Here is a 14,073-nt window from a genome sequence, read left to right as displayed (position 1 = left end):
CAGAACCTCATTTCTTTTCCATCACGCATTGAAGTGGATGCTGGTGCTGTCTGGCGAAGTCCATCACCTGCGTTACCTTGGTCTCGGCCACTTCGAACGTGAACACGCCACATTCACCAACACCGTGATTGTGTACGTGCAGCATAATTCGCGTCGCGGCCTCGCGGTCCTTCCTGAAGAACCGCTCAAGCACATGAATGACGAACTCCATCGGCGTATAATCGTCATTCAACAACAGAACACGATAAAGACTCGGCTTCTTTGTCTTGGTCTTCGTGCGGGTGATGACAGCCGTTCCGCGATCGGACTCGTCGCCATCTCCCTCACCATCCTGCAATCGCCAATCGTAACGCTGCATGGCTTCGCTGCCGGTGCTCAAAAATTCCATTCCCTTTGCCGAGCCCTTACGTAGGACATGTAGGTACCCTTCCGACAATTTTAAGACCTTCTCAGTTCCTGACAATACGGCGTGAGGGCTTTTACGTTCAAAACTACGCCATCAAACGGATAGACGATTCTCTACCCCCAATTCCCCTGCGGAATGGCTCAATTTCGCTTCAATGTTAAGAAATTCCGTCAACGTTTGGGTCACCATAAACGGATTGGTAACGCCGCTCGCACTAAAGTTTCGGGAAATGGGCCTGTGGGTTGGGATGCCCCGCGGCCTGAAACCAGGTGCAAATAGGTGTTGTTGTGCGTCAGGCGTTGTTGGGTAGAGCGAATCTTGTGCGGCTCCCGGGCAAGATTCTCACCGCACTTTTTCTTTCATGTCTCATGGTATTCGGTGTGATTGGGCAGGCTTCGGCCAACTCCAAATATGCGGGCATCGTGATGGACGCGAAAACCGGCAAGGTCCTCTATGAGTCCAATGCCGATTCGCTGCGTTATCCGGCCTCGCTCACCAAGATGATGACCGCTTACATGCTTTTCGAAGCCATGGAGAGTGGCCGCATTTCCAAGAATTCCCGCATTCCCGTCTCGCGCAACGCGGCAGCCGAGCCGCCGACCAACATCGCGCTCAAGCCCGGCGACAGCCTGACCGTTGACCAGGCGATCCGCGCGCTGGTCACCCGTTCGGCAAACGATGTGGCAACCGCAGTGGCAGAGTTCCTCGGTGGATCGGAATCGAAATTCGCTTCCATGATGACCGCCAAGGCCCGCAAGCTCGGCATGTCCCGCACCACGTTCAAGAACGCGCATGGCCTGCCCAACAGCAAGCAGAAGACCACTGCGCGCGACATGGCGAAGCTCAGCATCGCGCTGCGTGAGCACTACCCGCAGTATTACAGCTATTTCCAGACCAGCTCCTTCACCTACAAGAAGCGCCGTTACGGCAACCACAACCGGCTTCTCGGTCGCGTCAAGGGCGTGGACGGCATCAAGACCGGCTACACGCGCGCTTCCGGCTTCAATCTCGCCAGCTCCGTGCAGGCAAATGGCCGCAGCATCGTTGCCGTCGTCATGGGCGGGCGCACCTCCCGCAGCCGTGACGCGCACATGGCCGACCTCATCAAGCGCTACCTGAACAAGGGTTCGACCGGTCGCGACCGCATGCTGATCGCCAAGGCGCCCGGCGGCGCCCGCACCGCACTTGCCGCGATGATCCCCGGCAGCGATGTTCCGCTTCCGACCGATCGCCCCGAGGCGCAGCCGCAGACCCTGACCGCCTATGCGCCCGAGCCGCCCGTCAAGGCAGCTGCCGCGGTGAACGCAGCCGTTCCGCGTCCGCGTGTTGCCGTCGCAGCCGTCGACCCGATGCCGACGGCCTCCACCAATGCCGCGGCAACCGAGACCGCCTCCATGGGTGGCTGGGTCATTCAGGTTGCGTCGCTTCCCACCGAGGATGAGGCCCTCATGGTTCTCGCCCAGACGGAACAGAAGGCCGGCAGTGTTCTCGCCCGCGCCGTTCCGATCACCGAGACCTTCGAAAAGGGCGGCGTCGTCTATCACCGCGCCCGCTTCGTCGGCTTCAACAGCAAATCCGACGCCTGGGGCGCCTGTGCGTCTCTGAAGAAAAAGAGCATCTCCTGCTACGCGGTGCAGCAGTGAGAATCAGTTTGAAGAACAGCAAGGAAAGTGTCTTGCCCACCGGGAGTTCAGTTGTGAGTGGAGAGCAGAACGTCGCGCGCCTCGTTGATACGGGCGGCAAGAGAAGAGGTTCCTCCCATGTCGGGATGCAGGCGCTGCATCAGGCGGCGGTGAGCCTGTCGGATCTGCGCAACGGACGCACCGCGTTCAAGACCAAGGATCTCATAGGCCTCCTCCTTGGTCATGGCGCCCGTGCCCGCCGCACGTCCCTGCCCCGCGTCTCCGTGCGTGTCCGCGCTGTCGCGCCAGGCGGGGAATTCTCCGTCAAGGTAGGTTTCTAGGAGCCTCAGGCTCTCTTCGTCGCTGGCAAGTTCAGCGTATAGATCAAGCAGTTCATCCTGCGTCATCTCGCCGAGCCGGCGTCCTTCATGCCGGCCGGCAAGCACCACACCGGATAATCCTCCGCTGTCGTGATCAAGCTCCATTTCGAGCGCTGCCGAACGAACGGTGGACCTTTGCCCAGGCGTTTTGCTCTGCCCCATCTTGAGGCGTCCAGAGCCATACCAGGCGGCAGCGCCCGACAGGAGCATTCCTCCCAGGCCCGCCCTTCCGATGAAAAGCATCACCACGCCGACCACCGCCATGAGCGCCGGCCCGGCGATCCGCAGCGTGTTTGCGATGCTGCGCGGGCTGGACTTCACAAACGCCATGCCCGCCAGAAGTACGAGCAGGACAAGCGCGAAGAAGAAAAACGGATAGGTCATCGCTCTCGTCCGCCGCGCAGATGCTCCAGCATCCTGCGGTCTTCGGGCCGGTTGCGGTCGCTTAATGCCTTGAGCCCGCCCGTCGCATAGACCGCGACGGCTGAGAGGAGCTTGCCAAGTTCTGCGGCCGCACGCGCATCGAACCGGAACCACGCGCCCTTGGAAAGCCGCGCGATCTCGCGGAAGGCGCGTTCGGCTGTCGGGTCATGCCCTTCCTGGAAGACGAACACCGGCACGCCGCCCAGCCCCAGCCTGCCCGCCTTCTCGGCAAGGTCATCCACGCTCTCTTCCATCGCATCCCCGATATAGACGAGCGCGTTGACCTTCTCGCGTCCGGTCTCCTTCAGCGCATGCGACAGAACCTTGCCGATCTGCGTGTGGCCGCCACGGCAGTCGATCTTCGTCATCAGCGTCTTGAGCGCATCCGTGTCGCGCACGAAGCGCGAGGCGCGGCTTTCGCCAAACCCGCGAAAATAGACGAGCTGGACGTTGAGCGAACCGGCCTTGCCCACCGCATCGAACATCTCGGCCTGCAGCTTGCAGGCCAGATCCCAGGTGGGCTGCCGGCTCATCGTCGCATCAAGCGCCAGAATGAGCCGGCCACTGCCGGCTTCTCCGCCGCGCACGGGTGCGACTGCACGCGCATGGCGCACGAAGGCATCAATCGCTCCCGATGACGATCGGGTTTTGGCGATGTCCGATTCGACGCGGCGCGGCGCAGGCGTTTTCTTGTCGTTCATGATGAAAAAGATGGGCTCGTTGAGAGCAGTTGCAAGACTATCCCGCAGCCTGCGCCAGAACAGCGCTTACAGCAAGCCGAGTTCGGTGAGTTCGCGGCGCAGTTCCGGCGGCATCTCTGCATCGTCTCCCGCAGCGCCAAGATCGGCCGGCGCATCCTTGGGATCGAGATAGCGCCAGCCCTGAAACGCGCGGCGCGGCTGAAACTGCGTGCGCACAAGCTTCGGCTCCAGCACCAGATGACAGCGCGACACGCCTTCCGCATCGCGAAACGGGCGGATATCGATGAGCTTCTGGCGGCACTGCACGGTGCCCTTGATGACCCAGTAGAGCGAACCGCCATCGGTCAGCTCTTCAACGCGCTTGGGCACCATGCGGGTCGTGTGAAACTGCTCCGCCGGTTCGCCCAGCGCCCGCTGTTCCTGCGTGCGCAGCCTGATCCAGTCCTGCAATTGCTCGACGCTTTCGCAGCCGACGCACAGTTTTATGAGATTAAGTGCCATGATCTAAATGTCGGGCGCAGCTCCACCAAGGTCAAGCACGATAGCCGGCTCTCCACAGCGCGAAATGTCGCTCAGCACTCCACCACATTGACCGCCAGACCACCAAGGCTGGTCTCCTTGTAGCGTTCATTCATGTCGACGCCGGTCTGGCGCATGGTTTCGACTGCGGCATCAAGCGAGACGAAGTGCTTTCCGTCGCCCTTCACCGCAAGCGATGCTGCGGTCACGGCCTTTACCGAGCCCAGCGCATTGCGCTCGATGCACGGCACCTGAACGAGCCCGGCCACGGGATCGCAGGTCATCCCCAGATGATGCTCCAGCGCGATCTCGGCCGCATTTTCCACCTGTTCCGGCGTGCCGCCCAGAACCGCTGCCAGTCCGGCCGCCGCCATGGCCGAAGCAGACCCCACCTCGCCCTGGCAGCCCACCTCTGCGCCGGAGATCGAGGCATTGTGCTTGACGATGCCGCCAATCGCCGCCGCCGTCAGCAGGAAGTCGCGGATGCCGTTCTTGTCCGCATCCACGTGGAATTTCTGCCAGTAGCGCATGACCGCCGGTACGACGCCCGCCGCGCCATTGGTCGGCGCGGTGACCACACGGCCACCGCTGGCGTTCTCCTCGTTCACCGCCATGGCGAAAACCGCCAGCCAGTCGTTTGCGGCAAGCGGGTTGGGCCGGTTCTGACGCCAGTCCTCGTCAAGCCGGTCGTGAAGCTGGCGCGCACGGCGGCGCACATTGAGCCCGCCGGGCATGATGCCGTCCTGGGAAAGCCCGCGCTCGATGCACGAATCCATCGCCTGCCAGATCTCGTCGAGCCCCGCGTCGAGCGCGGCGCGATCCATCTTCACTTCCTCATTGGCGCGCTTCATCTCGGCAATGGAAAGCCCGCTCTCAGCCGCCATCGCCAGCATCTCGCGCCCGTTGGCAAACGGATATGGCACAGTGCTGCCCTCGGGCCCGGCCTTCTCGGCCTTGAGGGTCTGAAGCTCCTCTTCGGAAACGACGAAGCCGCCACCGACCGAATAATAGATGCGCCGCAGAAGAAGGCGGTCGTCTGCATCATAGGCGTTGAAGGCCATGCCATTGGCGTGACCGGGAAGCGGCTGCTTCTTGTCGAGCACAAGATCGCTTTGCGGATCGAAACGATAGGCCGGATGGCCCTGTGGCCGCACCATCTTTTCCTCGGCGATGGTGGCCAGTTGCCCGTCCATGCGATCCGGATCGACCGTCAGCGGGTTGAAGCCCGCAAGACCGAGGATCACGGCGCGGTCGGTGCCGTGCCCAATGCCCGTGAATGCAAGCGAACCATGCAGGCTGACCGACAGACGGTTCACTTCGCTGCCTGCCGGCCGCGGCCAGTCATCGCCTGCAATCTCCGCCAGAAAGCGCTCTGCCGCCGTCATCGGCCCCATTGTGTGCGAACTCGACGGTCCGATGCCGATCTTGAACAGGTCGAAAACGGAAAGAAACATGGGCGAAGGCTCCGGGATTTCACCGCTGGAAGCATTCCAGCGATCAGTTGCCGTGGCGGGCTATCGCGCGGCACGGGCTTGCGTGAACGCGACAGGAAAGATGTAGGCGATTTCCCTGAACAAGCAAAGGGCGCAGCGATTGCGCTGCGCCCTTCAACTTCTGTGAACCGATGTTGTGCGGTTTTGCTGGTTGTTCAGCCTGCCGTTGCTACGACCGCTGCCGTCTCGGCGCCAATCAAGAGCCATGCCAGAAAGATGATTCCCGCAAGCCCGATCACTGCCTTGGCGGTTACGCCCCAGCAGGATCTCTCAACGCTATCGTCCATGCATATCCCGTTTGTTATCCGATCTCCGACCGGGATGATCCCGACCGCCGATCCGTGACGGCGGGAGATACTCCTAAGCACATGCTTCCGCAAGTCCAAAAACGGCAAAATGACGGCATTTGAACTGTTACAAACCCGCAGAAAACGGGGCTTTCCGTGTCTAATCAGGCACTTGCGCACATAAAGGAATTTTCAATACATGCGACCAAAAAAGGACAATATTGCTGCACCGCACCATCAGACAGGGAAAGCCGGTCCGAAACTCAGTCTGTGCGTGTATCGGAAGCCGGCAAAAACACGTCTGTTCTGCCTGCGAACCAGTAGGCGGCGAGCCCCAGCCATTCCCTTATGCCCACTGTGAGATTGCGCAGGGAATCGAGCGCATTGTCCTCGGCAAGGCCGGGCTTCTCATTGCCGGCGGTCTTGTAGTCGACCGGCCACGGCGTCACCGGGAACCCCGCCTTGCGGAACACGCCCACCGCGCGCGGCATGTGAAACGCGGATGTGACGAGCAGCCATGTCTCGCCTTCGGCCGGTTGCACCATCTCGCTGGAGAAGCGCGCATTCTCATAGGTATCGCGTGAGCGGTTCTCCAGAATCAGGCGTTCCGGATCGACGCCAAGCGCCGTCAGCAGACGCGGCGCCGTATCCGCGTCGCCCTCACCGGCCAGGAAAACGGCTCCCTGTCCGCCAGAAATCAGGATTTTCGCCTGCGGGAAGCGGCGCGCCAGAATGGCGGTCTCAACGAAACGGTCGCCGCTGGCATTCAGTTCGTGGCCGCCGCGCGCACTGTTGATGGAGCCTTCCAGCCCGCCGCCCAGAACGACGATGCCGTGAACCGTCTCAGGCACGGGGTCGGGCTTCTGGAAGCGGTCTTCGAGCGGTCCGAGAAGAAGCGCGCCGAGCGTCGTCCAGGCCGACAGAAAGAGAACGATAAAAGAAAGGCCGCCTGCCGTCATGGACAGGCGGCGCCAGCCAAAAAAGGCGGTGACCACCGAAACCGCAATCAGGATCGCGGCAAGGCCGAGCGGCTGCAGGAACAGCCAGCCAATCGCGGAGACGAAATGGAACATGACGCGGCCTTTCTCTCAGGAAGCGAGCCGCGCCATGGGCATTACCACCACTTGTTCGGTGCGAAACGGCCTGCGGCCTGTTCGATCACATGTGCTGTGCGGAACAGCGTTTCTTCTTCAAACGGCTTGCCGATGAGCTGGAGGCCGAGCGGCAGGCCCTTCGCGTCAAGACCGGCGGGCACGGCGATGCCGGGCAGGCCCGCCATGTTCACCGTCACGGTGAAGATGTCGTTCAGATACATCTTGACCGGATCGGACGCCATTTCCTGATCGGCGATGCCGAAAGCGGCCGACGGCGTTGCCGGCGTCAGGATCGCGTCGACGCCCTGATCGAAGACCTGCTCGAAGTCGCGCTTGATGAGCGTGCGAACCTTCTGCGCCTTGAGGTAATAGGCGTCGTAATAGCCAGCCGACAGCACATAGGTGCCGATCATGATGCGGCGCTTGACCTCGCGGCCGAAACCGGCGGCGCGGGTCTGCTCATACATGTCGGCAATGTCCTTGCCGGGCACGCGCAGGCCATAACGCACGCCGTCATAACGCGCGAGGTTGGAAGACGCCTCGGCAGGCGCAACGATGTAATAGGCCGGCAGCGCATATTTCGTGTGCGGCAGCGAGATGTCGACGATCTCCGCGCCCGCATCGCGCATCCAGTCAATGCCCTGCTTCCACAGTGCCTCGATTTCCTCCGGCATGCCGTCGAGACGGTATTCGCGCGGAATGCCGATCTTCATGCCCTTGATCGACTGGCCGATGGCGGCCTCGTAATCCGGCACCGGAAGATCGACAGACGTCGTGTCCTTGTCGTCAACCGAAGCCATGGACTTCAGAAGGATCGCGGCGTCGCGCACATCGCGCGCAATCGGGCCTGCCTGATCGAGTGAGGAGGCGAAGGCCACCGTGCCCCAGCGCGAACAGCGGCCATAGGTCGGCTTGATGCCGACCGTGCCGGTGAAGGCTGCGGGCTGGCGGATGGAGCCGCCGGTGTCCGTTGCAGTTGCGCCGGCGCACAGAAGGGCGGAAACGGCTGCCGCCGAACCGCCGGAAGAGCCGCCCGGCACGAGATCGGCATTGGAGCCTTCGGCGCGCCACGGGTTGATGACCGGACCGTAATAGGAGGTCTCGTTGGACGAGCCCATGGCGAACTCATCCATGTTGAGCTTGCCGAGCATCACCGCGCCATCGGCCCACAGATTGGCCGTCACGGTGGATTCGTATTTCGGCTTGAACCCGTCGAGAATGTGGCTGGAGGCCTGGGTATGAACGTCTTCGGTCGCGAACAGGTCCTTGATGCCGAGCGGAATGCCTTCCAGCGCGCCCGCCTCGCCCTTCGCGATCCGCTCATCGCTTGCCTTCGCCATGGCGCGCGCCTTGTCGTGGGTGACGGCGACATAGGCGTTGAGCTTTTCATTGGCCGTGTCGATGGCCGAAAGATAGGCCTCGGTCAGCTCCGTGGCGGTGAACGCCTTGGCAGCCAGCTTTTCGCGCGCCTCGGCAATGGTGAGTTTGGTGAGCTCTGTCATGGAAAATCCGTGAAAATCCGGGGGCCGGTCAGGGCAAATGGGTTTGGAAGCTTATGCTGGCTTCTATTCGACCACTTTCGGGACAACGAAGAAATTGTCCTCCGAAACCGGTGCATTGGCGACGATGTCGTCGGCCTTGTTGCCGTCGGTCACGCCGTCCTGACGCTTCTTCATCGCCATCGGGATGACAGACGTCATGGGCTCGACGCCCTCGACATTCACTTCGTTCAGTTGCTCGACGAAACCGAGAATGGCGTTCAGTTCGCCTGTCATGCGCTCTGCGTCCGCATCGTCAACGGCAATGCGGGAAAGGCGCGCAACACGCTTCACGGTATCGATGTCCACGGACATGGTTCTCTCCAGGCGCTTATTGGCTGCGCCACGGCTATAATCGGCGCGCGGGCGGCGTGCAACCGCCAACGCGCTCCGGCGCACCGGAATTGCTATAGGAAAGGCCTGAAAATCGGAAACGATTTCCAGAATACGCGGTGCATCAATGCGCGATGCATCTCCGATCCTTAGAGCGAAATCGTCTCGCCCACCTTCAGCGCCGGCACAGTCACGCCGGAGCCTTCCATGCCGTCGATGAATTTCTGCGCCGTCTGATCGATGATCGGGAATGTCCCGAAATGGCAGGGCAGCACGGTATCGAACTTGAAGTAGCGGCGGCAGGCGAGTGCCGCGACGGCACCGCCCATCGTGAACCGGTCACCGACCGGCACAAGACCGATTTCAGGCTGATGGAGTTCGTGGATCAGCGCCATGTCACCGAAAATGTCGGTATCGCCCATATGATAGAGCGTCTTGTCCTCGGGGAAGTGAAGGACGAGACCGGCGGGGTTGCCCAGATAGGTGTTTGCCCCGCCCTCGCCTGCAGACGACGAGGAATGCAGCGCGTTCACGAATGTGGTGGTGAAGCCGCCGCAATCGACGGTGCCGCCGTGATTGCCGGGGTTGATGCGGTTCTGGTCTACCCCCTTGCCGACAAGGAACATGCAGATTTCAAAATTGGCGACCAGCATCGCGCCGGTCTTCTTCAGGATTTCGACTGCATCGCCGATATGATCGTCATGGCCGTGGGTGAGCATCACATGCGTCACGCCCTCGGCCGGGCCTTCCCATCCATCGTTCCAGGAAGGGTTTCCGCTGAGGAACGGATCGATCAGGATGCGCGCATCGCCTGCATCCACGCGAAATGCGGAATGGCCGTACCAGGTCAGGTCCATGGGAAATACTCCTTGCTGAATGTGGCGCGTTCAACGACACCTGTCGCGCAGCGACTTCTTTTCGTGTAACCGCTGCAGCGTCATTAGACCACTTTGTCGTTCCGCGGAATCGACAATGTCGCCAAGTCATTGTTTTCAGGCAGTTCCGGACGGGAAACCGGTTTCCACTTTCCCTGGAATTGCTCTAGAACCATCCCACAGTCGTAATCGGAGTGTACAGTTTTGTCAGTGGTCGACCTGCAGGAACTCCCCGCTTTTCTCACTGCGGGCCAGACGCTGGCCGGGCTCGACCTCGGCACCAAGACCATCGGTCTTTCGGTCTCCGACCGCGGACTGTCGCTGGCGACGCCGCGTCAGGTGGTGATGCGCAAGAAATTCACGCAGGACGCCGAAGCGCTGCTTGCCGCGTTCAAGCGCGACAATGTCGGCGGCATTGTCATCGGCCTGCCGGTCAACATGGATGGCACCGAAGGCCCGCGCGCGCAGTCGACGCGCGCCTTCATCCGCAATCTTGAGCGGCTGACGGACCTTCCCGTCGCCTTCTGGGACGAACGCATGTCGACGGTTGCCGCAGAGCGGGCGCTTCTGGAGATGGATGTATCGCGCAAAAAACGGGCGGAGCGGATCGATTCGGCCGCCGCCGCCTTCATCCTTCAGGGCGCGCTGGACAGGCTGCGCGCTTCCGGGGCCGCTTCACCGGCCCGGTAGGCGGCGCGCTTGTCCTGATACCACGCCTTGATTGCGCGCCGGCGACGAAACGCGACGATGCCCGCAAGGATGAACGAGTCGACCACGCAGGCCCGCGCGACCATGCCGGGAATCACCTGCGGATCGATGCCGAGAATATTGCCGTAAATCCTGAACAGCAGATCATTCATGTCCCGGCTCAGGAATGTGAAGCCGAAGTTCAGATCGTTGTACGACAGGCCGTACCATCCCCAGAACAGGCCCATGGGTAATGCCCATAAGATAAGCAGCAGACGCATCAGTGGCTCCTGTCGTCATTGGCGGGTGGGGAGAATCGGAAGCCCCGGCGGGCGACAAGCCGGGAAGCAAGGCGCGCGGTCATGGTTTCGTGCGCGGCATCGACAAGGCGCATCGCCGAGAATCGGTTCACCGGAGCCGGCTGAAGCTGTTGCTCCGCGCCATTGTCCGCAAGCTCTTGGCGACGCAGCACCAGATGGGTTGCCAGGATGGCGAGGAATTTCACCGTCACCGCTCCCGTCGGCGTCAGAGCCGTCGCATCCGCGACGAAGCCGGCCTGAACCGCATCCACGATCAGCATGAGAAGCGCGCCGGCGCAGGCAAGCTGCGCCACGGTCGCGGTCTCCCGCGTCTCCCCCTTTTCCAGCACGGACACCACGAAGGTCCACAGGAACAGCACCGCAACGAGCGCGTTTCCAAGCACCACGCCCAGCTGGCCAAGGAGATGTGAAAGCTGCAACGCCCCCGCGGCAGCCGACGCACCGACGGGCATCAAAACGCCGTCAGCAAGCGCTGCCGCCCAGGCAGAGGCTGCGAAAGTGATGGTCCAGAAGACCGTCAGGAGGGTTGCGAATGTGCGATTCATGGCTCTCATTCTCGAATGCGAACCACAGTGAACTGCGGGAAAAACCGCCGCAACGCTTACCAATTGTTAAGGTTAATTTTCACAGCATCGCAATCGCGCCGTCGCTTTACAGGCGCAGCCCCGGCCACTAGCTAATGAGGCTTCCTCTCGCCTGCCGGATTCTCCATGTTCGCGATCTTTGAAAGTATCCTGCCAATCTTCCTGCTGATCATCGCCGGCAATGTGCTGCGCCGCACGCCGCTGATCAATGATGAAACATGGCCCGGACTCGAACAGCTCTGCTACTGGTTCCTCTACCCGTCGCTTCTTTTCATAACCATCGCGAACGCAGACTTTTCCGAGCTTCGGCTGGACGCGATGCTCGGCGCGCTGATCGTCTCCGTTCTCTCTTTCATTGCGCTCGTTCTGGCGCTCTGGCCTGCGCTGCGCGCAACCGGCCTCGTGCGCCACGCACAATATTCCTCGGTTTTTCAGACGGCGGTGCGCTGGAACGGTTTCATGGCGCTTGCGGTGGCCCAAAAACTCTTTCCGCCGGAGGGGGCAGCCGTTGTAGCGCTGGTGATGGCGACGATCATCATCCCGATCAACATCGCCTCTGTCTTTGTGGTGACGCGTTTTGCGGACAGCACCGCTTCGCTCTCCAAAGTGATGCTGGATGTCGCGCGCAACCCGATGATCCTGGCGGCAGCGACGGCAGTCCTGCTGCGCTTCATGCCCTTTGATCTCTACCCGCCGCTCAACCAGACGCTCGATCTGGTCGGACGGGCAGCGCTTGGCATGGGGCTGCTGACCATCGGGGCCAGCCTGCAGACGGACGATTTTCGCGCCGCAGGCGCGTCGCTCTGGATCTCATCCTTCCTGAAGCTTCTGTTCTTCCCGGTCTTGATGATTGCCGTGGCGCTCGGCTTCGGTGTGTCCGGGCCGGCACTCAGCTATCTGGCCCTGTGCGCCGCAGTCCCCACCGCCATGAACGGGTTTCTGCTGGCGCGTCAGCTTGGCGGCGACGCGCCGCTTTACGCCAGCATCACGACGGTACAGACCGCCCTCGCCTTCTTCACGATCCCGCTGGTTCTGACGCTCGTTTCTCAGTTCGTTTCCGGATAGAGCACATCAAGAATGGACGCCGCGTCATGGCGCGCGTCCAGCATGCCGTAGGTGCTGCGCCACTGGCCGGCGAGACGCGTCTCGATGAAGGCGTCTGCAACCCGGCCGCCGCCCATGCGCCGCAGTTCGGCAGCCGCTGCCGCAAGCGCCAGCTGCTCGGTCAGGATGCGCGCAGAGCCTTCATCGGTCTGGCACACGCGGGCCGCAGCCGCCAGCACCTCAAGCGTGGCGCCGCCCTTTTCGCCGAGATCATTGCCGATCATGCCCAGCACATCGTCAAAAAGCCCGGCATTGCGATCCAGCACGCGCAGCACATCGAGGCCCATCACATTGCCAGAACCTTCCCAGATCGCGTTGACCGGGGCTTCGCGGTAATGGCGCGCAAGCGGCGCTTCCTCCACATAGCCATTGCCGCCAAGACACTCCATCGCCTCATAGGTGACGGCTGGCGCAAGCTTGCAGACCCAGTATTTCACGACCGGCGTCATCACGCGGGCAAAGGCCGCCTCGCCGCGATGATCCGCAGCCTCGTCGAAAGCGCGCGCAAGGCGCATGGAAAGCGCCGTCGCCGCTGCCACATCCAGCGCCATGTCTGCCAGAACGCGCAGCATGAGCGGCTGCTCGATCAGCGTCTTTCCGAAGGCGGAACGATGACGCGCGTGATGAACCGCCTCTGCCAGGCTCGCCCGCATGATGCCCGCTGATCCGAGCGCGCAATCGAGCCGCGTCAGCGTGACCATGTCCATGATGGTGCGCACACCGGCTCCCGGCTCGCCCACGAGCTCGCCCATCGTGCCGTCGAACTCCACTTCGGCGGACGCATTGGAGCGATTGCCAAGCTTGTCCTTCAGGCGCTGAAGACGCAGCCCGTTGCCGGCATTGTCTTCCAGAAGACGCGGAACGAGGAAGCATGACAGCCCCCGGTCCGTCTGTGCGAGCATGAGAAACGCATCCGACATGGGGGCGGACAGGAACCATTTGTGGCCCGACAGACGGTAGATCTTGCCTTCCAGCGGCTCGGCGCGCGACGTGTTCGCCCGAACATCCGTTCCGCCCTGCTTTTCCGTCATTCCCATGCCGATGGTGATGCCGGCCTTTTGCGCAAGCGGCTTGCTGGTGTGATCGTATTTGCGCACCGCCACGCGCGGCGCCCAGCGCCGGAAGAGCGATGTGTCGGCCATCAGCGCGGCCAGTGACGCATTGGTCATGGTCAGCGGGCACAGATGCCCGCTCTCGAGCTGCGCCGTCATGAAAAAGCGGGCCGCGCGAATCTGGTGGCGCATGCCGGATTCGGATGCCGTTTTTTCCCAGATGGAAGAATGCAGGCCGTTCGCCGCAGAACGCCGCATCAGCGCGTGATAGGCCGGGTGATACTCCACCAGATCAAGCCTGTTTCCGTAACGGTCATGGGTGCGAAGCTGGGGAATTTCGGAATTTGCAAGCCGCGCCAGATCAAGCGCTTCCTGATTGCGCACGAAACGGCCAAGCGTGTCGAGATCCTTGCGCACGGGTTCGGAAAAATTCTCCGCCGCCTGCATCAGCAGGGGGTCGCTGCGCCAGGCGTTCGTGCCGGCGATCGGAGGCGACTGGTTCATTACTTCGTGCGTCACGGTTTCACTCTATCAGAACTGCGGCGGCGCGTCGGGAATCAACGCACTTTTAACGATGCATGATGGCAACCACACCTTGCCAATCCATGAAAACGGGGCCAATCCATGAAAACGGGGGCGATCCATGAAAACAGAA

The 14,073-nt window shown here is 61.8% G+C and carries 15 protein-coding genes; 3 read left to right on the top strand and 12 right to left on the bottom strand.

The annotated features are described in order from the left end of the window. Window positions 1–7: 7 nt before the first annotated feature. Window positions 8–358: an ATP-dependent Clp protease adapter ClpS gene (gene clpS / locus DEJ54_RS14095; RefSeq protein WP_113156290.1), complete on the bottom strand. Its 351-nt coding sequence runs from the start codon at window positions 356–358 to the stop codon at window positions 8–10. Window positions 359–726: 368 nt separating this feature from the next. Here clpS and DEJ54_RS14090 point away from each other — a divergent pair, with 368 nt between their 5' ends. Continuing rightward, window positions 727–2,049 (top strand): D-alanyl-D-alanine carboxypeptidase family protein, encoded by a 1,323-nt coding sequence (locus DEJ54_RS14090; RefSeq protein ID WP_113155128.1) that lies wholly within the window; start codon window positions 727–729, stop codon window positions 2,047–2,049. A gap of 47 nt (window positions 2,050–2,096) precedes the next feature. Here the strand turns inward: DEJ54_RS14090 and DEJ54_RS14085 are convergent, their stop codons facing one another. From DEJ54_RS14085 to DEJ54_RS14050, 8 genes are all read right to left on the bottom strand, one after another. Next, window positions 2,097–2,792, bottom strand: a complete 696-nt coding sequence (locus tag DEJ54_RS14085) for a DnaJ domain-containing protein (protein WP_113155127.1) — start codon at window positions 2,790–2,792, stop codon at window positions 2,097–2,099. Then, complete coding sequence (locus DEJ54_RS14080; RefSeq protein WP_113155126.1) at window positions 2,789–3,532, bottom strand: VWA domain-containing protein; 744 nt, start codon at window positions 3,530–3,532, stop codon at window positions 2,789–2,791. The genes DEJ54_RS14085 and DEJ54_RS14080 overlap by 4 nt, the downstream gene beginning before the upstream one ends. Before the next feature lie 66 nt (window positions 3,533–3,598). Next, on the bottom strand, window positions 3,599–4,033 hold the full coding sequence (locus DEJ54_RS14075; RefSeq protein ID WP_113155125.1) for a DUF1489 family protein: 435 nt from the start codon (window positions 4,031–4,033) through the stop codon (window positions 3,599–3,601). A 71-nt stretch (window positions 4,034–4,104) separates the two neighbouring features. After that, window positions 4,105–5,505 (bottom strand): L-serine ammonia-lyase, encoded by a 1,401-nt coding sequence (locus DEJ54_RS14070; RefSeq protein WP_113155124.1) that lies wholly within the window; start codon window positions 5,503–5,505, stop codon window positions 4,105–4,107. A 589-nt stretch (window positions 5,506–6,094) separates the two neighbouring features. Beyond that, window positions 6,095–6,904 (bottom strand): YdcF family protein, encoded by an 810-nt coding sequence (locus tag DEJ54_RS14065; protein WP_113155123.1) that lies wholly within the window; start codon window positions 6,902–6,904, stop codon window positions 6,095–6,097. Window positions 6,905–6,945: 41 nt separating this feature from the next. Next, window positions 6,946–8,427: an Asp-tRNA(Asn)/Glu-tRNA(Gln) amidotransferase subunit GatA gene (gene gatA / locus DEJ54_RS14060; RefSeq protein WP_113155122.1), complete on the bottom strand. Its 1,482-nt coding sequence runs from the start codon at window positions 8,425–8,427 to the stop codon at window positions 6,946–6,948. 63 nt (window positions 8,428–8,490) lie between these two features. Beyond that, entirely contained in the window at window positions 8,491–8,778 is a 288-nt protein-coding gene (gene gatC, locus DEJ54_RS14055) for an Asp-tRNA(Asn)/Glu-tRNA(Gln) amidotransferase subunit GatC (protein ID WP_113155121.1), read from the bottom strand. Window positions 8,779–8,945: 167 nt separating this feature from the next. Continuing rightward, window positions 8,946–9,653: a metal-dependent hydrolase gene (locus tag DEJ54_RS14050; RefSeq protein WP_113155120.1), complete on the bottom strand. Its 708-nt coding sequence runs from the start codon at window positions 9,651–9,653 to the stop codon at window positions 8,946–8,948. A gap of 222 nt (window positions 9,654–9,875) precedes the next feature. Between DEJ54_RS14050 and ruvX the strand changes: the two genes are divergently transcribed. Further along, the gene (gene ruvX, locus DEJ54_RS14045) at window positions 9,876–10,361 is read left to right on the top strand and encodes a Holliday junction resolvase RuvX (RefSeq protein ID WP_113155119.1); all 486 of its coding nucleotides are present in this window, start codon (window positions 9,876–9,878) and stop codon (window positions 10,359–10,361) included. Here the strand turns inward: ruvX and DEJ54_RS14040 are convergent. Together DEJ54_RS14040 and DEJ54_RS14035 are read right to left on the bottom strand one after the other, a co-directional pair. Then, on the bottom strand, window positions 10,307–10,639 hold the full coding sequence (locus DEJ54_RS14040; protein WP_113155118.1) for a DUF6105 family protein: 333 nt from the start codon (window positions 10,637–10,639) through the stop codon (window positions 10,307–10,309). The two genes, ruvX and DEJ54_RS14040, sit on opposite strands and share 55 nt — an antisense overlap. Beyond that, complete coding sequence (locus DEJ54_RS14035; RefSeq protein ID WP_113155117.1) at window positions 10,639–11,223, bottom strand: hypothetical protein; 585 nt, start codon at window positions 11,221–11,223, stop codon at window positions 10,639–10,641. The genes DEJ54_RS14040 and DEJ54_RS14035 overlap by 1 nt, the downstream gene beginning before the upstream one ends. A 165-nt stretch (window positions 11,224–11,388) precedes the next feature. Between DEJ54_RS14035 and DEJ54_RS14030 the strand changes: the two genes are divergently transcribed. After that, complete coding sequence (locus DEJ54_RS14030) at window positions 11,389–12,327, top strand: AEC family transporter (protein ID WP_113155116.1); 939 nt, start codon at window positions 11,389–11,391, stop codon at window positions 12,325–12,327. Here DEJ54_RS14030 and DEJ54_RS14025 read toward each other — a convergent pair. Next, window positions 12,309–13,922, bottom strand: a complete 1,614-nt coding sequence (locus tag DEJ54_RS14025; protein ID WP_204360903.1) for an acyl-CoA dehydrogenase family protein — start codon at window positions 13,920–13,922, stop codon at window positions 12,309–12,311. The genes DEJ54_RS14030 and DEJ54_RS14025 overlap by 19 nt on opposite strands. Between the last annotated feature and the right edge of the window lie 151 nt (window positions 13,923–14,073).

It is taken from the genome of Nitratireductor sp. OM-1 (assembly GCF_003296175.1).
Classification (GTDB): Bacteria; Pseudomonadota; Alphaproteobacteria; order Rhizobiales; family Rhizobiaceae; genus Nitratireductor; species Nitratireductor aquimarinus.
Note: the sequence above shows the minus strand (reverse complement) of the source record. Positions and strands in the feature narration are given on the sequence as shown.

What these genes read in the sequence shown, in the direction of transcription:
- DEJ54_RS14065 (WP_113155123.1), bottom strand. Translation starts at nt 6,904, where the DNA reads ATGTTCCATTTCGTCTCCGCGATTGGCTGGCTGTTCCTGCAGCCGCTC.
- DEJ54_RS14035 (WP_113155117.1), bottom strand. Translation starts at nt 11,223, where the DNA reads ATGAATCGCACATTCGCAACCCTCCTGACGGTCTTCTGGACCATCACT.
- DEJ54_RS14085 (WP_113155127.1), bottom strand. Translation starts at nt 2,792, where the DNA reads ATGACCTATCCGTTTTTCTTCTTCGCGCTTGTCCTGCTCGTACTTCTG.
- DEJ54_RS14070 (WP_113155124.1), bottom strand. Translation starts at nt 5,505, where the DNA reads ATGTTTCTTTCCGTTTTCGACCTGTTCAAGATCGGCATCGGACCGTCG.
- gatA (WP_113155122.1), bottom strand. Translation starts at nt 8,427, where the DNA reads ATGACAGAGCTCACCAAACTCACCATTGCCGAGGCGCGCGAAAAGCTG.
- DEJ54_RS14040 (WP_113155118.1), bottom strand. Translation starts at nt 10,639, where the DNA reads ATGCGTCTGCTGCTTATCTTATGGGCATTACCCATGGGCCTGTTCTGG.
- DEJ54_RS14080 (WP_113155126.1), bottom strand. Translation starts at nt 3,532, where the DNA reads ATGAACGACAAGAAAACGCCTGCGCCGCGCCGCGTCGAATCGGACATC.
- gatC (WP_113155121.1), bottom strand. Translation starts at nt 8,778, where the DNA reads ATGTCCGTGGACATCGATACCGTGAAGCGTGTTGCGCGCCTTTCCCGC.
- DEJ54_RS14025 (WP_204360903.1), bottom strand. Translation starts at nt 13,922, where the DNA reads ATGAACCAGTCGCCTCCGATCGCCGGCACGAACGCCTGGCGCAGCGAC.
- DEJ54_RS14075 (WP_113155125.1), bottom strand. Translation starts at nt 4,033, where the DNA reads ATGGCACTTAATCTCATAAAACTGTGCGTCGGCTGCGAAAGCGTCGAG.
- clpS (WP_113156290.1), bottom strand. Translation starts at nt 358, where the DNA reads ATGCAGCGTTACGATTGGCGATTGCAGGATGGTGAGGGAGATGGCGAC.
- DEJ54_RS14050 (WP_113155120.1), bottom strand. Translation starts at nt 9,653, where the DNA reads ATGGACCTGACCTGGTACGGCCATTCCGCATTTCGCGTGGATGCAGGC.
- DEJ54_RS14030 (WP_113155116.1), top strand. Translation starts at nt 11,389, where the DNA reads ATGTTCGCGATCTTTGAAAGTATCCTGCCAATCTTCCTGCTGATCATC.